The following is a 21,608-nucleotide window of genomic DNA, read 5'->3' on the forward strand; positions in this document are numbered from 1 at the left end:
ATATCACCTAGGAGAAAAAGCTATGAAAAAGAAAGATTGGACATTGACGCTTCTGCTTACAAATATATTCTTTGTATTTTTAGGAATTGGACTTGTTATACCGGTTCTGCCAACTATTATGAATGAACTCGGCATCAGTGGTACTGTTGTCGGTTATTTAACGGCTGCATTCGCTTTAGCTCAATTGATTTTCTCGCCCTTGGCTGGAAAAGCAGTTGATAAATATGGGCGTAAACGCATGATTGTCATTGGTCTTTTTATCTTCAGTTTTTCCGAGTTTTTATTTGGTCTTGGTAAAACAATTGAAGTATTGTTCGCCTCACGAATTCTCGGAGGAATAAGTGCCGCATTCATCATGCCTGCTGTTACCGCATTTATCGCAGATATTACGACGCTGAAAACGCGGCCTAAAGCACTCGGCTATATGTCAGCGATGATTAGTACCGGATTTATTATCGGACCGGGAATTGGTGGCTTCTTAGCAGAGATTGGTACGCGTGTACCATTCTTCTCTGCTGCGGCGTGTGGTTTAATTGTTGCTTTCGTTTCGATTTTATCCTTAAAAGAGCCGAAGTCGAAAACAGACGATATGGCTGATATGACCGAAGAACTCGGCAAAAGTGGCTTGAGGAAAGTGTTTATGCCGATGTTTTTCATCGCTTTTATTGTTATTTTAATATCAACATTCGGTCTTGCCGCGTTTGATTCTTTCTTCAGCCTTTATACTGATCATAAGCACGGATTCACTCCTTCTGACATTGCGATTGCCATTACAGGTGGTGCGATTATCGGAGCGATTTTCCAGGTTGTATTGTTCGATTGGTTAACAAAGTTGATCGGAGAAATCAATATTATTCGCTGGTCGCTCGCCATTTCTGCTATGCTGGTCTTTGCCATGACACTCGCTAATTCTTATTGGCAAGTAATGGCGGTAACCTTTACGGTATTTATTGGGTTTGACCTGATTCGTCCAGCTGTTACCAACTATTTATCAAAAATCGCCGGGAATGAGCAAGGTTTTGTTGGCGGCATGAACTCATTCTTCACGTCCCTTGCTAATGTATTTGGTCCAGTAGTTGGTGGGGTTTTATTTGATATAGATATCAATTATCCGTTTGTTTTCAGCTCGATCGTTATTGTCGTCTGTCTTCTTATCACTATATTTTGGAAGAAACCGGATATTAAAATTGATTAAATACTTTACAAAATACCGAAACATGTATACAATCTGGAATTAGAATAACTGCATATCAAAACATAAGCACTAGGGGAGCTGCGTCATGTGGCTGAGAGGATTAATCCGACCCTTACTACCCGATCTAGATAATACTAGCGTGGGGAAGTGCAGTTTACGAATATTATGTTGTTAAAATTAATGTGTAAACTGCATTCCCCTTGGGAATGCAGTTTTTTTATTATCAAATAGGAGGAGATTGGAATGCGTAACAATTGTGGAACTAGTCGAATTGTAGGTTGTCAATTTAGTCTGCACCCGATGAGTGATAATTTTGTTGATATTATTCTATCAACATTAAGTGAGGTTGATACCTCCAAGGTTTGGAAGGAAACAGATGATGTCAGTACGTGTATCCGCGGAAAAATGATCCATGTTTTCGATGTTGCAAAAGCAATCTTCCTACATGCAGCGAATACTGGGGAGCATGTTGCTATGAATGGTACGTTCTCCATCGGCTGTCCTGGTGACACGGAAGCTGACGCGTATATGGATGAAACAGACATACCATTGAACGAAGAAAAAACGAAATCGATCCTCCAAATCGCCGGTTGTAAATTTTCCCTTTATCCAATGGGGCATGAAGATTACATGGATAAAATCTATGAACAAATCAATCTATCAAAGCATCGTAATGTCACGGTTACTTCTACACATTATGCAACAAGATTAGACGGAGACGTTCATGATATCTTCAATGCATTACATGAATCCTTTGAACTCGTCCAAGAAAAAGTCTCTCATGTCACCATGACATTTAGCCTTTCCGCCAACAGTCCTACAAAATAAACCTAGGGAGAAGTGAAATGACAAAGCATTGGAAATTAAAAGAAATTGTTCTCATGTCGATATTAGGTGTCGTCTTCGGGATCATTTACTTAGCATTCTTTCTTGTTGGTCAAGGTATTCGTAATATTCTTGCTCCATTTGGTCTCGCACCGTTTGGGTATGAAATTATTTTTGGCATTTGGTTCATTGTTTCCATCGTTGCAGCTTATATCATTCGGAAGCCGGGGGTTGCCTTTACAGCTGAACTTATCGCAGGAGTTACCGAAGTATTATTGGGAACTGCCGCGGGACCCGGACTTATTCTAGCAGCTGCAATTCAAGGCTTAGGAGCAGAGTTTGCCTTCGCAATAACAAAATGGAAGGATTATCGTTTACGCATTTTAATTCTTTCCGGTGTCTTTGCAGCCGTTTTCAGTTTCACTTGGAATTTATTTTCATCCGGAAATATCGCGTTAGCCCCTGCATTACTTATAGCGATGTTAGCTGTTCGCATCATCAGTGGTGCCCTTCTCGCGGGTGTCCTAGGGAAATGGTTGAGTGACAAATTAGCAAAAACTGGGGTCCTTCGCGGCTATGCCTTAGGAAAGGAGATACAGAAAAAACGTGAAAAAGACGCAGCCTAATCCATTACTTTATGTGGACAATTTCTCATTCGGCTATGAAAATTCGGATAAACCATTACTCAATGAACTGCACTTTTCCTTAAGAGATCATGAGACGACCCTCCTTATTGGAGCAAGCGGTTCAGGGAAAAGCAGTCTAGCTCTATGCCTAAATGGGTTATATCCCGATACAGTAGAAGGCATTTCTTCCGGCGACATCTTTCACCGGGGGAAAAATATACAAGACTATCAAAAAGGAGAGCTCAATCAGAAGATCGGGATTGTCTTTCAAGATCCGGAAAGTCAATTTTGCATGATTACCGTAGAGGATGAACTTGCTTTTACATTGGAAAACAGAAAAATTGCCCCTTCCGAAATGCCTGAGCGCATTTCGGAGGTGTTGTCTGCCGTTGGAATGAATGGTTTTCAAAATCGAAAAATCTACGAGTTATCTGGAGGACAAAAGCAGAAACTTGCTCTAGCAGCTGTTCTTTTATTGGAACCGGAACTATTGATCTTAGATGAACCTACAGCAAATTTAGACCCGGTTTCTCGAATAGAATTTATCCAATTAATTAAACAAATTCAAGAAAAACAAAAGCTAGCTGTGTTTATCATTGAACATCAAATCGAGGACTGGCTGGATATTACCGATCGTATGCTTGTTTTAGGAAAACAGGGTACAATCATCGCAGACGGCAATGCAGCATCCATCTTTGCAAATCATCATTCTTTATTAAAAAAAGAAGGAATATTTTTACCAAAGCAGTTTTCTAACGCTGCCGATCCTTACCCGATTCCTGTGAAATCCCCTCCCTCTATCAAGAGAGATGTCCTAATAACGATAGAGCAGATGAGCTTCCATCATAAGAAACAACCCATTTTACAAGAAATAAACTTAAAAATTCATCGGGGAGAATTCGTCGCCATTGTTGGGGAGAATGGAGCTGGAAAATCTACCTTACTGCAATTAATGACTGGGTTATTAACCCCTCAAAAAGGAACTATAAACTTTTACGATAAACCGGTGGAGCAATGGGAGGAAAAAGAGCTGCGAAAAAGAATGGGATATGTCTTTCAAAACCCGGAGCATCAATTCATCACGGACACCGTATACGATGAATTAACATTTGGAATGAAATTGAATGGATGGTCAACAGCTGAATTAAATACCGCTGCAACCACACTTTTAAAGCAGTTCCATTTAGAAAAAAATAAATACAGTAATCCTTTTTCCTTAAGTGGTGGAGAAAAGCGCCGCTTAAGTGTAGCAACGATGCTGGATGAAACACCAGATATTTTATTTTTTGATGAACCGACATTTGGTCAAGATGCAGAGACTACGAGAGAACTGATGTACATGATTGATAGCTTGAGACAAAATGGAACGGCAATCGTCTTCGTCACGCATGATATGGATATCGTGGATACAGTTGATCGGACGATTGTATTATATCAGCAGCATATTCATTACAATGGCGAGCCGGAAAGTCTTTGGAGGCAAGCTGATCTATTGGAAAAAGCGCGATTACGTCCGCCTTACCGGACTCGAGTACTTCATAAAGAAGGTGAAAGCCTTGATCTCGTTCATTAATCCAACAATCAAAGCACTTGCCATCTTCATTCCTGGCATTTTGCTCAGTTTTACGTTTGATGTGTTTACTCCACTCGTTTATTTTTTATTTATCCTTATTGTGACATTCACGATGAGCGATATCCCCTTCATTAAATGGCTCAAGATTTTTAGCCCATTTCTGCTTGTGGCGCTCAGCTTTGCCTGGATGACCATTCTGTATACAAATCAAACCTTTTCCTATGGCGAAGTTTTATTTACCCTTTTCGGAAGCGAAATTACAAGGGGAAGTATTATAACAGGGATTAGTCTCGCCTTACGATCTCTTTGTTTTGTATGCTTGTCGATCCTATTTGCTTTAACGACAAACTCGACCAAATTCATGCTAAGTTTAATGCAGCAATGCAAGGTTTCCCCTAAAATCACATACGGTATTCTGGCTGGCTATCGCTTCTTACCTATGTTTCGGGACGAACTGCAGATTTTAAGGCAAGCTCACCGGATTCGTGGCTTTGGCAGAACGAAAGGGATAAAAGGTAAATGGCAGCAATTCAGGAGATATTCTATTCCACTGCTGGCAAATGGAATCCGAAAAGCTGAACGAGTTGCCATCGCGATGGAATCAAAAGGTTTTACAGGTGATACAGACCGCACCTACTATCATGAAATGAACGTCTCTCCTAAAGACTGGATGTTTTTCTTTCTTATAGTAGGCGCATTTTTTATCATCCTTGCTTTTTCGTATTACCTTGGGTACTTAAATATATTTGGCAAGCAGTTCTAGTTCTAAGAAGCTCTATAAATACCATCACTTGATTATTTCTACTTGACTAATCATATTAGTTATATTAAATTACTTTATAACAAATTCTCAGGTTTGACACTAAGAATCGCAAAAAACGTTGTGATTTCAATGTTTTTGCGGTTTTTTTGCTGGCTAAAACAGCGTACTATTTTCCTTTTTCGTTTCTTTTAAATTTTATTTCATTTTGGATCACTATTTGAAGTAAAGAACTTAAAGAAACATTATAAAGATTCATCCCAATCCCAATAACACATTTTTTTCTACTTCCCTTTCAATTTAAGAAGATTTTCCCGGATTTTTGAATGAGGGTATTATGTTCAAATAAGACCGGAGATGTTTTTTTGTACGTCCATCGGAAAAGTATTATTTATCCCTTTCTCTTACCACCCTACTTGCATTATCAAAATGAATACTTTTCATCCCTTCAAAAAAAGTATATTTCTCACGTAAAACGTCAATCAGACTTTCATTATCAAGAGGAAGTTCTTCTAAATAATACTTCGAGAAATGAAGCCTACTTACGATTTCCTCTTCGCTTTGCGTAGTAGTCCCATGGCCTGGAACAAGGATCCGAATCGAATGATGATGTAAAATCTGTTCAGCAGTCCGGATCGTCTGTACGTAGTCTTTATAATTACTGAAAATGAATGGAAACTCTACATCGGATAAATAATCACCTGCAAGAAATATTCCATAAGGCTCAATCACTGTAAACAAACTATCCTTTGTGTACCCAGGCGCAAGATAAAATGTTAAAGTCACTTTCCCCAACCTTAATGTTTGCACGTCTCGGGTTACAACAATATCCGCCGATGGATAGATTGATTTATAATTTCGCTTCAAATAATACATTTGATCAAATGCTTCAATTTCTCGCAATACTGCTTTTTTATTCGGATTTTGCTGAAACACCTTTGTAGCGATGACTTTTGCCTCCGGGAAGGCCCCTGCTCCAATAATATGGTCAAAATCACTATGTGTATAAATAATATATAATTGCCGGTCACCAATCATTTCATCAATACAAGCCCTAATTGTTTCTATTTCTTTAGGAAGCCATGTTGGATCCGTCATTATAACTGCATCCTCTGCTTGAATAATCGCCGAGGTTGTCATATATAGAGCACTTTGGAAAACAGTTATATGTTGATTTTGGAATTGAATCATAAGAATGCCCCCTGATTTTATCACGCATTAACGGTCTGTAATACCCCTACTGAATGAAGTTTCACTTTATGAAAATAGCCCAAATGATAAAACTCTCATTTGGGCACGTCCATTATTTTTTAAACTTTCCATTAAAAATAAAATTCTCTAATGGCATGCGTTGGTTCGGTTGTTCACGCTCTTGTAATACTTCAGGCAGTTTTTCTTTTTCATCCTGATAGCCAATCGCGACGAGCGCTTCTATATTATACTCGTCTGGAATCTCGAGTACGGCCCGTGCTTTATCGAAATCAAATCCCGTCATCGGATGGGTAATCATTCCTTTCCTATTCGCCTGCAGAGCTAAGAATGCCCAAGCTGCTCCTGTATCAAACGAATGCGAACGGATCACATTCCCATCCTGTTCCTTCTTGGAAATGATCAACGCTAATACAGGTGCACGTGTACACCAAGCTAAATTCCCCTCATAAAGGAATGAATGGAACACTTCCCGCTCTTCCGCTGTCTTCGCAAGGATGAATCTCCATGGCTGAAAATTAAAAGCAGAAGGAGCCCAGTGGGCCGCTTCGAGCAAAGCTAATAATGTATTCTCTGGCACCTCTTTTTCCGAAAATGAACGCGGCGACCAGCGCTCAAGAAACATCTCGTCAATATCATATTCAGATGTTCTATACTTCCTCGTTTCTGTCATAACCATTATGCATTTCCTCCTTCATGCTTCTCATTATACAAAAGAAACTGTACTTCTTGTATAAATCAACCTAATGAATAGACTACTACTGAATAAAATGACTTTGGTTGCTTTCTACATGCATAACATTCTTTGAACGCTCACGACTGAAGTTACGAGTATTCTAGGTTTAGTTTATTCATAAGAAGCGAAATCTAACTTTATAAAGTGAAACTTCATTCAGTGGGGATCCTTACCCCCTCCACTGAGTGTTAGCTGAACAGAATCTGGGATTTACGGACTGTATATCCCCCACCTTCACAAGTTAGGCTTCCCTCATGTTTAGAGGTCGGGGGATTACAAACCGTTAATGCGTGATAACAAGGATTTTCTGAATTAAAAGCAGAATGATTTGGAGGATTCTAGAGATAATGGGAGAAATGAGCCAATAAACGGGTTTATACTTTAGGACGCATAAACTCTACATTCTAAATCAACGTAAACAAGAACATACCATGTTTGAGTTAATGTTTTTAAATGCGTATAGTTAATAGGTAGATTATTTTTATGGATAAAAAAATACAGATGTGCATCGTTAGCTTTGTATATCAACAAAAATTACACAAAGAGGTGAAGGTATGCCGATTATTGAAGTTAAGAATCTAACCAAAGTGTTTGGAAGAAATACGAGACAAGCACTAAAACTTCTAGACGAAGGCCGCACGAAGGAAGAAATCTTAAAAGAAACTGGTGCAACGGTCGGAGTCAATCGCGCAAATTTCTCTGTAGAAGAAGGAGAAATATTTGTTATTATGGGGCTTTCAGGTAGTGGTAAATCCACATTGGTACGATTAATCAACCGCCTGATTGAACCGACACAAGGAAATATTTATATTGATGAGGAAGACCTTTCTAAAATGGATAAAAACCAACTAAGGGAAGTTCGCCGTGAAAAACTAAGTATGGTCTTCCAAAAATTCGGTTTATTCCCGCATCGAACTGTATTGGATAATGCCGCGTTCGGCTTAGAAATCCAAAAAGTTGATAAAGCGGAAAGGGAAAATCGAGCTACAAAAGCACTTGAAATGGTTGGACTTGGTGGATACTTGAACCAGAAACCAGGCCAGCTTTCCGGTGGGATGCAGCAGCGTGTTGGTCTTGCGCGAGCCCTCACAAATGACCCCAAGGTCCTTCTAATGGACGAAGCTTTCTCAGCACTTGATCCACTAATTCGAAAAGAAATGCAAGATGAACTCATCCAATTACAGTCGAAAATGAAGAAAACCATTCTATTTATTACACATGACTTGGATGAGGCATTGCGTCTAGGTGACCGGATTGCTTTAATGAGAGACGGGAACATTGTCCAAATCGGTACACCGGAAGAAATTTTAGTAAATCCCGCAAATGATTATGTGGAGAAATTCGTTGAAGATGTTGATAAATCCAAAGTGTTAACAGCCCACCATATCATGAAGCGTCCAGAAACCATTCAAATTGAACGACATGGTCCACGGGTCGCACTGGAAAGAATGCGTGAGGAAGGTATTTCTAGCATTCTCGTAACTGATAGAAACCGTAAATTAAAAGGTTATGTAACAGCAGACGACGCTTCAAAAGCAAGAAATGAAGATGTTAGGGATTTAAATGAAATTATTCGTACAGATATACCGAAAGTAGATAAAGAAACACCTTTACAGGATATCTTCTCTATCATCTATGACTCCCAGACCCCGGTAGCCGTTGTCGAGGATGGGAAGCTATTAGGTATTATTGTGCGAGGTGCTGTAATTGCAGCACTTGCTGGAGAAGGAGAGGTGACAAATGGTGCTTAATATTTCTAGTATCGTACCAAGAATTCCTGTTTCAGAAGGGGTTACTGATGCTGTTCGTTGGATAACAGATACATTTTCCTTTTTATTCAACCCAATTAAGCAGCACTTCGGTAATCTTATGGAATTCATTTCAGAAACTGTATTGATGAATATCCCGCCATTCATTTTCATCCTACTTATTGCAGTTATTGCATTTTTCATAACAGGGAAAAAGCTCGGCCTTGCTGCATTCTCAATCGTTGGACTTTGGTTTGTTTATAACCAAGGGTATTGGGATCAGATGATGAACACGATCACGCTCGTCATTGTAGCGAGTTTACTTTCCATCATCATCGGTGTACCGGTTGGAATCCTGATGTCTAAAAGTAAGATTGCCGAAACTATCATCACACCGATACTTGACTTCATGCAGACGATGCCGGCATTCGTTTACTTGATTCCTGCCGTTGCTTTCTTTGGTATTGGAATGGTACCGGGTGTAATTGCTTCATTAATCTTTGCAACACCACCAACCGTTCGTTTTACCAACTTAGGTATCCGTCAGGTGTCTGCTGAACTAGTGGAAGCAGCCGATGCGTTCGGAAGTACCGGTTCACAAAAACTATTCAAAGTAGAACTTCCAATGGCTCGCCCAACCATCATGGCTGGCATTAACCAAACAGTAATGTTATCATTATCTATGGTAGTTATCGCTTCGATGATTGGAGCACCAGGTCTTGGTAGAGAAGTACTATCTGCCTTACAACGTTCTCAAGTAGGTCCAGGATTTGTATCTGGTGTAGGAATCGTTATTCTTGCAATTGTTATTGACCGTATGACGCAAAACTTAAGTAAAGAGAAGAAATCAAGCTAATGGCATCTTTTCCACGGAAAATGTTCCATAAATAGTAATGAGTTTTAATAAAGGAGAGATTTATATAATGAAGAAGTTCAATTGGAAACGTCTAGGGGTTGTATTAGGCTTATCTACGGCACTATTTGCTGCAGGTTGTGGCTCCGGAGATGATAGCTCATCTGAAACAGGCGACGATGCTGCTGGTTCTTTAAATGGTGAAGTTGAACTAGCTTATGTAGAATGGGATACAGAGATCGCTTCTACACATGTTGTTGGTAAAGTTTTAGAAGACTTAGGATTTGATGTTACATTAACTCCTCTAGATAACGCTGTTATGTGGGAAGCCGTTGCTAACGGTGAAGCAGACGGAATGGTTGCTGCTTGGTTACCTGGAACACACGAAGCTCAATTTGAAAACTATGGTGATCAGATGATTGACCTTGGCCCTAATTTAGAAGGAGCGAAAATTGGTTTAGTTGTTCCAAGCTATATGGATGTTGACTCAATCGAAGACTTATCGGATGAAGCTAACAAAATTATCACCGGCATCGAACCAGGTGCTGGAGTAGTTGCTGCTTCTGAGCTTGCTGTAGAAGAGTATGACAACTTAGACGGCTGGGAGGTTCAAACTTCTTCAAGTGGTGCAATGACGACCGAATTAAGAACTGCTTATGAAAATGAAGAAGATATTATTGTAACTGGTTGGTCTCCACACTGGAAGTTCCAAGCTTTTGATCTGAAATATCTAGATGATCCAAAAGGTACTTTCGGTGAAGCTGAAACAATCAACACTATGGTACGTGAGGGTCTAGAAGAGGACCTTCCGGAAGTTTATCAAGTTCTTGATAACTTCCACTGGTCTACAGAAGATATGGAAGAAGTCATGCTTAAAATATCAGATGGTGCTAACCCTGCAGATGCAGCCGCAGAGTGGGTAGAAAATAACCAAGATAAAGTAGACGAATGGACAGAAGGCATTGAAGAATAATTGATAAAAGGACTGGTATAGTTACCAGTCCTTTTTACTTTGAAAAATAGATTGTTTTTACTATAGAACACTAGTTCCTATTATGATATAATTGCCTTACCCCCAACGGGAAAGGGGGTGGACCTATGGAGGCAATAGCAATAATAGTAGCTTTCCTTGCACTGGTAACCGCAGTAGTTAATCTGACATCGGCTCTACTAAACGCAAGAAAAAAGAAAGACCATCGCTCGGGCAAGCGATAGTCAGCTATTATGGGCAAGGGAATAAACTCCCTTGCCTCCTCCATATTCTATTTTAAATATAACCGATTTATGCATGAATAGCAACAATTTAACGGTCAACCAAACCAATTAATACGAACGTGGCAATCCTAACACATGCTGACCTAGATAAGCCAAAATCATATTATCATTCACCGGAGCGACTTGATACATCCTTGTCTCTCTAAATTTGTTCGACGACAAGAGCATCCGGCTGATTTTCCCTGATTTTGCGTAAATCCACGAGAAAAAGACTGATTCCGTCTGATTTCTTCTTTACTTTCTCTGAAGGAGTTGTGCGAGCGAGAACAAGGAGTAGATCTGATTGTGTGTGGCTTCATAGTAATGAGTCATTTTATTTCAAGTGTCCGTAATGCCTCTCTAATCGGCATTCTGCTTACCCCGATCATTTCTGCGAGTTCCGTTTGCACAAGCCGTTTTCTCGGCTCAAAGTCTCCTCTTAAAATAGCACTTCTTCAAATACTGCAAACTTGGTTATGTAACATTTCCCGAGTACCGATTTGCAGATTCTTTTGTTTAGACATGTTAACGTCTTCCTGACGCGAGCTTCACTATTCTAAATTGTATCGCAGCAAGGAAGGAATATGAAGTGAAAAGTTGAAAGCAGCGTTTTTTCCTCACGAGTTTCAATCTTTTTTAGGCTGCTCCTCTAGACCATATAAAATCCGGCGATTTCCATATTTTCATTGACCGTTACCTGGAAGGTGATATCCGCGTCATTGAAGACTCCTTTAATTAATACCACTTCATGGTCTTCCACTTCCTCCGTCTCCTTATATTCAAAAGCAATGAAATCACCGAGCTGCTCTTCCAGACTCCCCCATATTTCTTGAAGTTCTTCTGCTCCGACTTGTGCAGCCATCGTTTCATCAAAATTTTCCGTTGCTTCCTCGTATTGCCCGTCACTCAATTGGTCAATAAATTCTTCCGCGACGACAACTGCTTCATCCCTCGTACCGTCTCCATTCTCATCCGTCGTCTGTTCTTCCGCTGGCTCTATACCTTCTTCTGGAGTTTCTACGGATTCCTCCGTGTTTTTTCCCCCGCTACAGCCTGCTAAAAATAAGATTGCTGCTATTAGTAAAAAACTTACCACCTGTAATTTCTTCATAAAGACTGTCCACTCCTTATTTTAGTTAAATTTTTCCAAAATCCACTCGCCAATATCTTGTATCACATTTTCATCCACTTGATTCGGATATTCATATTCCCGAAGCGTCCCTTCTCCCGCTCCTTCATAAGCAATGAAAAAATGATTCAATCCGGGATAGCTGATAAACGTTGCGTCATCATGATTTTCCAATAATTCTTGCCAATATGCATAATCTTTATCATAGAAAACTTGGAAATCGTCCTCGCCTTGCAAGATTAGTAACGGCTTATCCAATTCTCCGATATACGACTGGACATCATATTCAGCCATTTCTTTTAAATAATAGCCATTTATCCCAAATACAGTAACTTCTTTGGACTTCTCTGTCGTCAGCTTTTGTAAGTTTTGGGCCTTCTGATACTCTTCTTCTACGGACGCCAGCTGTTCCTTCTGTTCCTCTTCATTTGCGATGAGTTTTTCAATCAGGTATAAATTCTGTTCATAAATAATCTCCCATAAAGGGCGAGGAGAGCCAGCAAGACTGATAAGCCCAGCGAAGTCACCGCCTTCTGCATCGATCCGAGGCGCGAGCATTCCGCCAAGACTGTGACCTGCCAAGTAAACATGTTCCGGATCAATACGGGGATCAGACTTCACTAATTCAGCAGCCCGAATCGCATCTTCTACCGTCTCTTCATAAACCGTCAGATGAGCTGTATGTTTAGCCATCTCGTTACCGTACGCAAGGGTGCGCTTATCATACCGGATAACAGCAATCCCTTGTTCCGCAAGTCCCCAAGCAAGGTCGCGGAACGGCTTGTAGGCAAAAGCTGTCTCATCTCGATCTGATGGTCCGGAACCATGAACGAGCACCACTGCAGGAAATTTTCCTTCGCCTTCTTTAGGAAGTGTAAGCAGTCCTTCTAGCTCATATTCTGTTTCCTTGCCAACAATTATTTCCTCTTCTTTAATCGATTCCGGCAACTCCCTTTTAGTAAATCCGTCTGATAAACTCAAGCCAACTAAACGCGTTTCCTTATTAAAAATCAAGCGAATATCAAAGTAATCCGTTGTGTACTCAAGACTCGCTTCTACAACATCCAGATCTTCCGTCAGGTTGTCCGCTTGCAAGGAACTTAATTCAACAAAGTCTCCCTCTGTTACTTTCTCTTCCCAATCGCGCGCAAGTTCAACCGCAGACAATGATTCCTGCAATTCATTGGAAAACCAAATTTCATATAGCTTATCATATTCCCCTGCTTGTAATAAACCTATCACTTCTTCCCCCGCTTCTTCAACTGTCGGTGCCGGCGGATCATCTTTAGCACAACCTATTAATAAAACAAGGATTATCAAGCACCCCAGCATTAGCCAATTCGTACGCATGGGCGTTACCTCCATTATGTATGTTCAATCACTTGTATTACGGAATAATTAGAAAAAGGTTTCGTCTTTACTTAACTAATCATCACAATTTTTGCTCATTGTTTCACTTAATAAAATTGAATAAGATCCGTTTTTTCCTTTCTTCTATGTTACCATAATGCAAAAAGGATTAATCAGATAGACCTGATTAATCCAAATGCACATAAGTGGTAAAGTATACACTTTTCCGACGGGGAGAGAATCAATGGTTGCAGGCGAATCCTAATAGCCCCAGCCAACATAGGATGTACCTACAATAATTAAAAGGATGAATAACACAACAATCAAGGCGAAACCTCCGCCATATCCACCATATCCTTTCACTTCACTCATTCATAACACCTCCTATCCCTTGATACGATTACTATATGAAATAAAATAAAAACGGTTATAGTTAGTAACCCAGTGATGACAATATGGAAGTCATTACTAGAGATTTTTGTTATTGAATATTTGAAATACCAATTGTTCACGTAATACATTTTTCACGCATTAACGGTCTGTAATTCCCCCACCTCTATACATGAGGGAAGCCCCAACTTGTGAGGGTGGGGAATATACAGTCCGTAAATCCCTGATTCTGTTCAACTAACATTCAGTGGGGAGGGAAGGAATTCCCCACTGAATGAAGTTTCACTTTATGGTTTTTTTGCTTAATATTTTGGCGAAAACTCCAGTATAACTGTCCCTTTAATATTTATTACTACTGCATACAATATTAAGAACTTTAAATATTTTGGAGGTGACATTGTGTCCGTTGAACATTATCATAAATTGTGTAATCAATATATGGGAAGAGCTGTAAGAATAAGAACCCATGATGGAAGGGTTCATCATGGAATTATCCGCCACGTTGACCGTAGAAGAGTATATTTAGAACCAATTCGGTCAAATAGAAATTTAGGTGGTTTTGGTTATGGATATTATGGATATGGATATGGATTTGGCTTTGGAATAGCATTAGGAGCAATTGCCGGTATAGCTTTAGCATCATTATTCTTTTGGTAGTCCTTTATCCCACAATGGCTTGAAAAATATTCAAGCCATTTGTTCCTTTTCACTTCAAGTTAAAAGTTATGTATTGGAGGTGTCGAATACATGTTTCCAGAAAGACCAAGACGACCTATGCCGTTCTATCCATATAGACAACAACGAAGGGCACCTAGGCATAGACACGGGTTTCCAAGGGATTCCAGCTTGTTTACAAATATGCGGACTCCCGATGGGGATTGGGATTTTGACAAAATGATTAAAACTGGAAGAAAAGCCATGGATTTATACAATCAGGTGAGCCCGTATATTACAAGATTTATAAGAAGATAAATAAGGGGGAAATGCTATTGGGTCATACGTACCTTGATTGTTTAGCCGTACTCGGAATTGGTGGAGCACATCCAGGGGGCCTAAAACTAACAAAAGAAATTCTTTCCGGGGAAGCGATAGATCAAAGTAAATCCATCCTGGAAATTGGATGTGGAACTGGTCAAACCTCTGCTTATATTGCCGAACATTATGGATGCGATGTTGTTGCTCTGGATAATAGCAATATAATGCTGGATAAAGCGAAACAAAGATTTGCTGCGATAAATTCAGTTATTGAAACCATCCACGGAAATGTTGAAAGACTTCCATTTGCTGATCATTCTTTTGATTTTATTCTTTCCGAATCTGTTCTGTCCTTTACCAATATTGCCTTATCCATCTCTGAATGCCAACGCTTATTAAAACAGGGCGGTAAATTGCTGATGATTGAGATAGTACATGAACAACCATTATCTGAAAAAGAAGAGAAGAAAATAAAAGATTTCTACGGATTTTCACAATTACTGAGTGAAAATGAGTGGGTAAGATTACTACGGCAAGGAGGGTTCGAGCAAGTAAGCGTCGAAAAACCTACAATAAAATTTGATGAACATGATTTAAAACATGCTACTGAATTTTCTCCATCAGAAAACGTAAGCCATGAATATTTTAATATCCTTAAGGAACATGAGTATTTATCAAATTTCTATAAGGATAATTTAGGTTATCGTATATTCCGATGTAGCAGCTAGTCACTTACTCATTTTTAGAGGTAGTATATTCTCTTTGAAGTTGAATTGCAGAAATCACCGCCCCGATGGCTTGGGTCCACGCCCCCACTTCGTCTAATAAACTAGCATCTACGTTTTCCGTTTGTTCCTTTATTCCAGAGATTGCTTGAATGCTATTGCCGACAACCTGTAAAAAATCCCCTTGAAAAGCAATAAAATCATTTTCTATTATTGCCGGTACTAACGCAAGGCCACCCCCTGCCACCTGAATAAGATTACCTCTAATTTCAAGATTGGCATTCTCTTTATATAACCCTGTAATAACAAAGAGATTTCCAATAGATTGTACCTTATTAGCAATTTTGCTTTCAGGGTTAATTGTAGCATCCGCCATTACAGCACTTCCAACAGCCTGCAAAATGTTTCCGGTCTTCGCTATAACTTTTCCATCATCTTCAACAAAGGGGGGATCAATTGCATTGATGATCGTTCCAACCGCTTGTATCCATGCCCCAATAACGATTTGATTAACAACCATGGGCTCACCTTTTTCGAAATTACTTCTACGCTTATCAGAAAGGTGGGTGGGACTTCTCTCAACAAACGGAGAAAAGTGCTTAAATTATTATATATAGATGTAAAAGAAATTGTGAGGATTAATTAAACTACCCGCTTCATTCTTCTTCAGATTCACGCTACAAATTACTTCACCAAATGGGACAAAGAACTTAAATAATATTGAAAGTGATGCCAATGATGGATATAATTAGATTATTGAAAACGGCATGTGTCAGTCAGTTATTTCTGCTTTACTGCATATAGACAAAATAAGGGGAGTAATTTTCATATATTATCTTACAAGAATAGGAGTAGTGGGTGTTTTTATAATTTTAGTTGTTTCCATTGCTTTCTTATGGGACTATATTGCAGGTAAATTGGAAAAAAGCAGGGTGAAAACAAAAATAGGAAAAATGATAACAGTATTGATAACAATGATTCTCCAATTATTATTTGTGTTGACGATAACTGCAATATATCATTTAACTTTTATTGATACCCTTTTCGTAACATGTTTCTTAATACTAACGATAACATGGATTCTTTCTTATTTCGGTAATTATAATCAAAACAATCAAAGCATCACGGATAAATATCAAGGAGGCAATGATTATCAAGTTAAAGTATTTAAGTTAAGGTTAAATCCAGTTCTAATAGGTATTTATTTTCGATAGTTGGAATATTATTCGGTTTTCTATACTATGCTCCTTATTTTATTTGAAATCTTGCTTTGGTTGTTTGAAATAGACTAGGAATTCTAACCGTTTTGTGGTTAAAAAACTCCCCATCCAGTAACAGAGAACATAATTATTTCTCCGTCTACTATATGGGGAGCATATCGACATTTTAAGTGTCTCTATTTATTTTTCTTCAACAGGTTTTTTCCATAATCCTAGTACTATTCCCGCAACAACCATGCCGATAATAAGGGACAGTATAAAGAACCAAGGATGTTCCGCAAGTGGGGCAACGAATAATCCTCCATGTGGGGCAGGTATCGCGCTATTCCAAGCTTGAGTCAGTCCGCCTGCAATTGCCGCACCTAAAACAGATGAGCCAATTACGCGTAGGGGATCGGCCGCTGCAAAAGGAATTGCTCCCTCTGTAATAAAGGAAATCCCCATTACATAGTTGGTCATCCCTGACTTCCGTTCCTGATCGGTAAATTTATTTTTAAAGAACGTCGAAGCGAGCGCAATCGCGAGTGGTGGAACCATTCCGCCAGCCATGACAGCAGCCATCAAACTGCCATCACCTGTATCGGTGAAGATTCCAATTGAAAAAGCATAGGCTGCTTTATTGAACGGTCCACCCATATCAATCGCCATCATTCCACCGAGCAAGGCACCAAGCAGAACAGCATTTCCTGTGCCAAGATTTTGCAGAAAATCAAGCATCGCATGATTAACGGTGGAGAAAACTGGACCGATGATGAAATACATTAAAAGTCCTGTAATAAATAATCCGACAACAGGATAAAAAAGAATTGATTTTAATCCGTCGAGAGACTTGGGTAATCCTCGGAATGCCCTTTTTAGAAATACAATTACATAACCTGCCAAGAAACCGGCAACGAGTCCGCCAATAAACCCGGCATCACTTTGAACCGCCATTAATCCGCCGACAACACCTGGCATTAATCCAGGCCGGTCTGCAATACTCATTGCGATAAATCCGGCAAAGATCGGGATGAGGAAGTCAAAAGCACTTCCACCGACTCCATTTAAGAATAGGAATATCTGACTTTCATCCCCAACAAAACGTTCAACTAAAAAGGAAATTGCCATCAAAATTCCGCCGCCAACAACAAATGGAAGCATGTGGGAAATTCCGTTCATCAAGTCCTTGTAGATCTTATTCCAGATAGATCCAGCAGATGTCTTCGCTGTGTTATTTTCAGCTTTTTCTCCTCCATCGGATGAATGATAAATCGGAGCATCCTTCTTAACCGCTTTTGTAATCAGTTCTTCTGCTTTACTAATTCCGTCACTGACAGATCGGTCGAGTAGCGGTTTTCCGTGGAATCGGTCCATCTCCACTTTTTTACTAGCAGCGATAATCACCGCATCCGCCCGCTCGATTTCCTCATCCGTCAATTTATGTTTTGCACCGTCCGAACCGTTTGTCTCTACCCGAATATTTACATTCATTTCGGCCGCTTTTTGTTTCAGCGCATCCTCTGCCATGTACGTATGGGCTATTCCAGTCGGACAAGCCGTAACCGCTACGATGAATGGTTTTTCTTCCTGGGTGACTTCTGTTTTATCAGATTCTGTAGTTTCCTCTTTTTCTTCCGCTTCATCACCCTCTGCTTTGCTAAAGAGATTTTGAACTTCATCTGGTGTTGTAACTTGCTTTAGCTTTTCCACAAAATCCGGGTCAATTAACTTCCGGGAAAGGGCTGCTAATGTTTGCAAATGCGTATCGTCCTCGCCATCCGGCACCGCTATCATAAAAAATAGATACGTCGGCTGGCCGTCCAACGATTCAAATTCAACCCCTGATTTGCTTTTCGCAAATAATACGGTCGGTTCTTTCACCGCTTGATGCCGGGCATGAGGCATTGCAATCCCATCACCGAGTCCCGTAGATGTTTGAGCTTCTCTTGCTAAAATAGCCTCTTTAAAAGAAGCAAAATCATTTACGACCCCGTGAGCTTCCAGGCTCTTTATCATTTCATCAATGACGGATTCCTTTTCCTGTGCCTGCAAGTCCATAATCATAATATCTTTTCGCAGCAAATCGATCACTTGCATCTTCCTCACTCCTTTTTAAAGTTTTGTTACAGTAGTTTGATTAATTAAAGCATTTATTTCATCTGCTTTCGCTAAATCATAGGAAAACGCTGTTGCACTTCCAGCAGCAAGTCCCATTTTAAAGGCTTGAACGATATCTTTTGTCTTTACATATTCTCCGATGAAGCCTGCAACCATGGAATCTCCCGCCCCAACAGAGTTTTTCAATTCCCCTTTGGGACTGATTCCTTTATAAACCGCATCTTCTGTAAATAATAATGCTCCGTCTGCACCCATAGAAACGATTGCATGACGAGCACCTGCATCGATTAATTTTTTCCCTGTTTCAATTATGTCCTGCTCCTCCGTCAACTTAACGGAATATAATTGCTCCAACTCTTGTAAATTCGGTTTAACGAGCAGTGGATTGTAAGCTAAAGACTTTTGCAAATCATCTCCAGTTGTATCGATTACAAATTGGGCATTGATTTCTCGAATGATTTTTTCATAAAAGTCATCCGGCAGAGAGGGGGACTTGCTGCCCGATAAAATAACGATATCATCAGAAGAAATCGCTTTAAGCTTTGCCATTAATTTTTCAGCCTCTTCGGATTGAATGACAGGCCCTTTGCCATTAATTTCTGTTTCCGGATTCGTTTTTAATTTGATATTAATCCGTGTATCGCCTGCAATTTTTGTAAAGTCTGCGGCAATCCCGTCACGTTTAAGCCATTCCGCAATAAAATCACCTGTAAAACCACCTATAAATCCAAGTGCCTTTGTGTCCATGTTTAATTCATGTAATATGCGCGACACATTGATTCCTTTTCCACCGGGAAGCTTGAAATCCCCATCCATATAATTCAATTCGCCTATATTCACTTGCTCCAATTGCACGATATAATCAATGGATGGATTCAACGTCACCGTATAGATCATTGCTCCGCCTCCAATATAGTTGTTTTTTCCTGATAATTTGTTAAAGAACGATCCGTCCTATTTGTAATAATAGTTGCTTCCTCGATATCACCGACCTTGGAGAATGTCACCTTCTCCCACTTTGAATCGTCCGCTAACATATAAGCCATTGCGGATTGAGTTATAGCGGTTTTTTTGAGTGCAGCCTCATCCGGGTCTGGTGTCGTGTAGCCATATTCCAAATGTATTCCATTCGTGCCTAGAAAGGCTTTGTTAAATTGATAGCTTTTCAAATCCCGCAAGCTATCAGTCCCGATAACCGCTTTAGTAGAATATTTTACTCTCCCGCCAAGCAAGAAAGCCTGTATTTCTTTATCCGCAAGCAGGGAAGCATGGGCAACCCCGTTCGTCACGACGGTAATGTTTTTAGCTGTTAAAAAGTTAATCATTGCTAGTGTTGTTGTACCTGCATCTATATAAATTACATCATTTTCTTTCACGAGTGAGGCAGCCAATTTGGCAATGGTTTGTTTTTCTTGAATGTTTTTGGATGATTTTTCCGAGACAGATAACTCTTCCTCCAACTGATAGGTACTTCTTGCTCCCCCATGAATACGTGTAAGAAGCCCTTTACTTTCCAACTCGCTTAAGTCTCTTCTGATCGTTGATTCTGAACATTGAAGTTCATTCATTAACGCTTGGGACTTTACAATATTATTTTCCTTTAGTTGTTTCAGTATAAAAGAATGCCTCTCCTCGGTTAACATAACAATCCCTCCATCACCCTTATAATACCATCAAAAACAGTCATAATCAATCATAAAAAGCCATTCATCATGTATGATGGAATGACTTTTTAACACCTATAATTCATGTTCTATTATTTAAGATGCACCATCTGCTAAAAATAATTCCGTATCTAGTATCATGCGAAGAGTCTTTAATATATGCCCGTCAAATCATCATCGAACACTTCGACTACTTGAAAACCTTTTGCATTATAAAACGTTTTTCCGATTTCATTATCTCTTTCTACATTTATGTAGACTTCTTTTACCCCTTCTAACCGACTAATCCCTTCTTTCAGGAAAGTCGTTCCGATTCCTGATCCTTGATTTGCGGGATCAATATAAATTGCTCCAAGTTCAGCTTTACTATCTGAGTCTACTGGAGAATAATTGGCAAATCCAACTACTTTCCCTTCTACTTCAGCTACGAGCAACAAGGAATTAATCACACGGTGCTCCATACTTGCATCACTATAGGCAGCATTTAAGAATTTTTCCTGAATTGCCGATGGAATAATTTCTTCATAGGTTGCATTCCATGTCTTTTTCGCGTTCGCTTGAACGCTTGAAATATCGGATAGCTTCATTTTGCGGATGGTGAATGACAATGAACCCTTCCTCCCTTTATAATTAAATATTTTCCTTAAGTATATACAACTACATAAGCATTACAATCAAATTATATTCGCTTTATGAGGCAGCTTCGAAACAAATATAAACTCTTTCAAAATAACTAGATATCCTCTATAATTATCGTACAAGGGAGGTGAAGAAAGGATGGAACAAGAAACTGTTTTAAAAGAAATACTACATGCATTCAAGCTTCATGCACAACATATTGATGAAAAAATGGATGGCTTGAAAACAGAGCTTGAGTCCAAAATGGATAACATGAAAATAGAGCTGGAATCTAAGATGGACAAAGGCTTTTCACGTGTTGACCATCAAATTACCGAGCTTGGAAAAAAGGTAGATGGAATCCGTACAGAATTAAATGAAACAAATGAAAACGTGGACTATCTATTAAGCAAAAATGCCCAACACGAAAAGAAACTACGTCAAATCTTCGAGCAGCAACAGATATAAGCCACTCATGCTGCACAATCCCTATAATAAGCAGTCCCCTCCTATTTCCTCAGTTTTACAAAACAGTGGAGATGGGAAGGGGTCTGTAATTTTTCTAATTAAAAAATGACCGTTTGGATGAACATTTACTTTATGGCACTATAATCCTCATTTTCAATCCGCGCTCGTGCTTATATATTTTTTGTTTCCTCAT

General features: G+C 39.5%; 22 protein-coding genes, 1 pseudogene and 1 riboswitch. Of the genes and pseudogenes, 12 read left to right on the plus strand and 11 right to left on the minus strand.

The window, feature by feature from the left end; genetic code table 11:
• Nucleotides 1–22: 22 nt before the first annotated feature.
• From norA to SPD53_RS15120, 5 genes are all read left to right on the plus strand, one after another.
• Entirely contained in the window at nucleotides 23–1,195 is a 1,173-nt protein-coding gene (norA, locus tag SPD53_RS15100) for a multidrug efflux MFS transporter NorA (RefSeq protein ID WP_156857051.1), read from the plus strand.
• Nucleotides 1,196–1,256: 61 nt separating this feature from the next.
• A riboswitch (TPP riboswitch) is annotated at nucleotides 1,257–1,358 on the plus strand.
• A gap of 80 nt (nucleotides 1,359–1,438) precedes the next feature.
• Nucleotides 1,439–2,023: a YkoF family thiamine/hydroxymethylpyrimidine-binding protein gene (locus SPD53_RS15105; RefSeq protein WP_336253059.1), complete on the plus strand. Its 585-nt coding sequence runs from the start codon at nucleotides 1,439–1,441 to the stop codon at nucleotides 2,021–2,023.
• Nucleotides 2,024–2,040: 17 nt separating this feature from the next.
• Nucleotides 2,041–2,646: an ECF transporter S component gene (locus SPD53_RS15110; protein WP_156857049.1), complete on the plus strand. Its 606-nt coding sequence runs from the start codon at nucleotides 2,041–2,043 to the stop codon at nucleotides 2,644–2,646.
• Nucleotides 2,627–4,219, plus strand: coding sequence for an ABC transporter ATP-binding protein (locus SPD53_RS15115; protein WP_156857048.1), 1,593 nt, complete (start codon nucleotides 2,627–2,629; stop codon nucleotides 4,217–4,219). The genes SPD53_RS15110 and SPD53_RS15115 overlap by 20 nt, the downstream gene beginning before the upstream one ends.
• The gene (locus SPD53_RS15120; RefSeq protein WP_336253060.1) at nucleotides 4,194–4,982 is read left to right on the plus strand and encodes an energy-coupling factor transporter transmembrane component T family protein; all 789 of its coding nucleotides are present in this window, start codon (nucleotides 4,194–4,196) and stop codon (nucleotides 4,980–4,982) included. Before SPD53_RS15115 ends, SPD53_RS15120 begins: the two co-directional genes overlap by 26 nt.
• A gap of 384 nt (nucleotides 4,983–5,366) precedes the next feature.
• On the opposite strand, the gene SPD53_RS15125 is transcribed toward SPD53_RS15120, so the two are convergent.
• Both SPD53_RS15125 and SPD53_RS15130 read right to left on the minus strand, forming a co-directional pair.
• Nucleotides 5,367–6,170 carry an MBL fold metallo-hydrolase gene (locus SPD53_RS15125; protein WP_336253061.1) on the minus strand — a complete coding sequence of 268 codons (804 nt, stop codon included), beginning with the start codon at nucleotides 6,168–6,170 and terminating at the stop codon, nucleotides 5,367–5,369.
• Between the two features lie 112 nt (nucleotides 6,171–6,282).
• A complete protein-coding gene (locus SPD53_RS15130) occupies nucleotides 6,283–6,861 on the minus strand; it encodes a nitroreductase family protein (RefSeq protein WP_442946213.1) in 579 nt (192 codons plus the stop codon).
• Between the two features lie 617 nt (nucleotides 6,862–7,478).
• On the opposite strand from SPD53_RS15130, the gene SPD53_RS15135 reads away from it, so the two are divergent.
• The 3 genes from SPD53_RS15135 (at nucleotide 7,479) to SPD53_RS15145 (ending at nucleotide 10,498) form a co-directional block, all read left to right on the plus strand.
• Nucleotides 7,479–8,675 carry a quaternary amine ABC transporter ATP-binding protein gene (locus SPD53_RS15135; protein WP_156857226.1) on the plus strand — a complete coding sequence of 399 codons (1,197 nt, stop codon included), beginning with the start codon at nucleotides 7,479–7,481 and terminating at the stop codon, nucleotides 8,673–8,675.
• Nucleotides 8,665–9,528: an ABC transporter permease gene (locus SPD53_RS15140; RefSeq protein ID WP_336253063.1), complete on the plus strand. Its 864-nt coding sequence runs from the start codon at nucleotides 8,665–8,667 to the stop codon at nucleotides 9,526–9,528. The genes SPD53_RS15135 and SPD53_RS15140 overlap by 11 nt, the downstream gene beginning before the upstream one ends.
• A 67-nt stretch (nucleotides 9,529–9,595) precedes the next feature.
• Nucleotides 9,596–10,498, plus strand: coding sequence for a glycine betaine ABC transporter substrate-binding protein (locus tag SPD53_RS15145; protein ID WP_156857224.1), 903 nt, complete (start codon nucleotides 9,596–9,598; stop codon nucleotides 10,496–10,498).
• A gap of 610 nt (nucleotides 10,499–11,108) precedes the next feature.
• On the opposite strand, the gene SPD53_RS15150 is transcribed toward SPD53_RS15145, so the two are convergent.
• The 4 genes from SPD53_RS15150 to SPD53_RS15165 form a co-directional block, all read right to left on the minus strand.
• Nucleotides 11,109–11,225: a GntR family transcriptional regulator gene (locus tag SPD53_RS15150; protein ID WP_336253068.1), complete on the minus strand. Its 117-nt coding sequence runs from the start codon at nucleotides 11,223–11,225 to the stop codon at nucleotides 11,109–11,111.
• A gap of 203 nt (nucleotides 11,226–11,428) precedes the next feature.
• Entirely contained in the window at nucleotides 11,429–11,890 is a 462-nt protein-coding gene (locus SPD53_RS15155; RefSeq protein WP_156857223.1) for a DUF3887 domain-containing protein, read from the minus strand.
• A gap of 21 nt (nucleotides 11,891–11,911) precedes the next feature.
• Entirely contained in the window at nucleotides 11,912–13,258 is a 1,347-nt protein-coding gene (locus tag SPD53_RS15160; protein ID WP_188858970.1) for an alpha/beta hydrolase, read from the minus strand.
• A 261-nt stretch (nucleotides 13,259–13,519) separates the two neighbouring features.
• On the minus strand, nucleotides 13,520–13,630 hold the full coding sequence (locus tag SPD53_RS15165) for a YjcZ family sporulation protein (protein WP_156857221.1): 111 nt from the start codon (nucleotides 13,628–13,630) through the stop codon (nucleotides 13,520–13,522).
• Nucleotides 13,631–14,047: 417 nt separating this feature from the next.
• Here SPD53_RS15165 and SPD53_RS15170 point away from each other — a divergent pair, with 417 nt between their 5' ends.
• The 3 genes from SPD53_RS15170 (at nucleotide 14,048) to SPD53_RS15175 (ending at nucleotide 15,351) form a co-directional block, all read left to right on the plus strand.
• Nucleotides 14,048–14,305, plus strand: a complete 258-nt coding sequence (locus SPD53_RS15170; RefSeq protein WP_188858972.1) for a hypothetical protein — start codon at nucleotides 14,048–14,050, stop codon at nucleotides 14,303–14,305.
• A 90-nt stretch (nucleotides 14,306–14,395) separates the two neighbouring features.
• A complete protein-coding gene (locus SPD53_RS19895; protein WP_442946212.1) occupies nucleotides 14,396–14,620 on the plus strand; it encodes a YppG family protein in 225 nt (74 codons plus the stop codon).
• A gap of 17 nt (nucleotides 14,621–14,637) precedes the next feature.
• On the plus strand, nucleotides 14,638–15,351 hold the full coding sequence (locus SPD53_RS15175; protein WP_370459786.1) for a class I SAM-dependent methyltransferase: 714 nt from the start codon (nucleotides 14,638–14,640) through the stop codon (nucleotides 15,349–15,351).
• 4 nt (nucleotides 15,352–15,355) lie between these two features.
• Here SPD53_RS15175 and SPD53_RS15180 read toward each other — a convergent pair whose 3' ends face one another.
• The 5 genes and pseudogenes from SPD53_RS15180 to SPD53_RS15200 all read right to left on the minus strand — a co-directional run bounded on the left by SPD53_RS15180 (nucleotide 15,356) and on the right by SPD53_RS15200 (nucleotide 20,937).
• Nucleotides 15,356–15,868 carry a DUF6944 family repetitive protein gene (locus tag SPD53_RS15180; protein ID WP_156857217.1) on the minus strand — a complete coding sequence of 171 codons (513 nt, stop codon included), beginning with the start codon at nucleotides 15,866–15,868 and terminating at the stop codon, nucleotides 15,356–15,358.
• Nucleotides 15,869–16,748: 880 nt separating this feature from the next.
• Nucleotides 16,749–18,644: a PTS fructose transporter subunit IIABC gene (locus tag SPD53_RS15185; protein WP_336253064.1), complete on the minus strand. Its 1,896-nt coding sequence runs from the start codon at nucleotides 18,642–18,644 to the stop codon at nucleotides 16,749–16,751.
• 15 nt (nucleotides 18,645–18,659) lie between these two features.
• A complete protein-coding gene (pfkB, locus tag SPD53_RS15190; protein WP_336253065.1) occupies nucleotides 18,660–19,562 on the minus strand; it encodes a 1-phosphofructokinase in 903 nt (300 codons plus the stop codon).
• Nucleotides 19,559–20,308 (minus strand): DeoR/GlpR family DNA-binding transcription regulator, encoded by a 750-nt coding sequence (locus tag SPD53_RS15195; RefSeq protein ID WP_336253066.1) that lies wholly within the window; start codon nucleotides 20,306–20,308, stop codon nucleotides 19,559–19,561. The genes pfkB and SPD53_RS15195 overlap by 4 nt, the downstream gene beginning before the upstream one ends.
• A gap of 117 nt (nucleotides 20,309–20,425) precedes the next feature.
• Nucleotides 20,426–20,937: pseudogene (locus SPD53_RS15200) on the minus strand (GNAT family N-acetyltransferase).
• Between the two features lie 169 nt (nucleotides 20,938–21,106).
• Between SPD53_RS15200 and SPD53_RS15205 the strand changes: the two are divergent.
• The gene (locus SPD53_RS15205) at nucleotides 21,107–21,415 is read left to right on the plus strand and encodes a hypothetical protein (protein ID WP_336253067.1); all 309 of its coding nucleotides are present in this window, start codon (nucleotides 21,107–21,109) and stop codon (nucleotides 21,413–21,415) included.
• Nucleotides 21,416–21,608: the final 193 nt, after the last annotated feature.

Source organism: Oceanobacillus sp. MO10714A (assembly GCF_037072045.1).
Lineage (GTDB): Bacteria > Bacillota > Bacilli > Bacillales > Amphibacillaceae > Oceanobacillus > Oceanobacillus indicireducens.

Coding starts and splice junctions, on each gene's coding strand:
- norA (WP_156857051.1), top strand. CDS start 23: ATGAAAAAGAAAGATTGGACATTGACGCTTCTGCTTACAAATATATTC.
- SPD53_RS15105 (WP_336253059.1), top strand. CDS start 1,439: ATGCGTAACAATTGTGGAACTAGTCGAATTGTAGGTTGTCAATTTAGT.
- SPD53_RS15110 (WP_156857049.1), top strand. CDS start 2,041: ATGACAAAGCATTGGAAATTAAAAGAAATTGTTCTCATGTCGATATTA.
- SPD53_RS15125 (WP_336253061.1), bottom strand. CDS start 6,170: ATGATTCAATTCCAAAATCAACATATAACTGTTTTCCAAAGTGCTCTA.
- SPD53_RS15130 (WP_442946213.1), bottom strand. CDS start 6,861: ATGACAGAAACGAGGAAGTATAGAACATCTGAATATGATATTGACGAG.
- SPD53_RS15135 (WP_156857226.1), top strand. CDS start 7,479: ATGCCGATTATTGAAGTTAAGAATCTAACCAAAGTGTTTGGAAGAAAT.
- SPD53_RS15140 (WP_336253063.1), top strand. CDS start 8,665: ATGGTGCTTAATATTTCTAGTATCGTACCAAGAATTCCTGTTTCAGAA.
- SPD53_RS15145 (WP_156857224.1), top strand. CDS start 9,596: ATGAAGAAGTTCAATTGGAAACGTCTAGGGGTTGTATTAGGCTTATCT.
- SPD53_RS15155 (WP_156857223.1), bottom strand. CDS start 11,890: ATGAAGAAATTACAGGTGGTAAGTTTTTTACTAATAGCAGCAATCTTA.
- SPD53_RS15160 (WP_188858970.1), bottom strand. CDS start 13,258: ATGCGTACGAATTGGCTAATGCTGGGGTGCTTGATAATCCTTGTTTTA.
- SPD53_RS15165 (WP_156857221.1), bottom strand. CDS start 13,630: ATGAGTGAAGTGAAAGGATATGGTGGATATGGCGGAGGTTTCGCCTTG.
- SPD53_RS19895 (WP_442946212.1), top strand. CDS start 14,396: ATGTTTCCAGAAAGACCAAGACGACCTATGCCGTTCTATCCATATAGA.
- SPD53_RS15180 (WP_156857217.1), bottom strand. CDS start 15,868: ATGGTTGTTAATCAAATCGTTATTGGGGCATGGATACAAGCGGTTGGA.
- SPD53_RS15185 (WP_336253064.1), bottom strand. CDS start 18,644: ATGCAAGTGATCGATTTGCTGCGAAAAGATATTATGATTATGGACTTG.
- pfkB (WP_336253065.1), bottom strand. CDS start 19,562: ATGATCTATACGGTGACGTTGAATCCATCCATTGATTATATCGTGCAA.
- SPD53_RS15195 (WP_336253066.1), bottom strand. CDS start 20,308: ATGTTAACCGAGGAGAGGCATTCTTTTATACTGAAACAACTAAAGGAA.
- SPD53_RS15205 (WP_336253067.1), top strand. CDS start 21,107: ATGGAACAAGAAACTGTTTTAAAAGAAATACTACATGCATTCAAGCTT.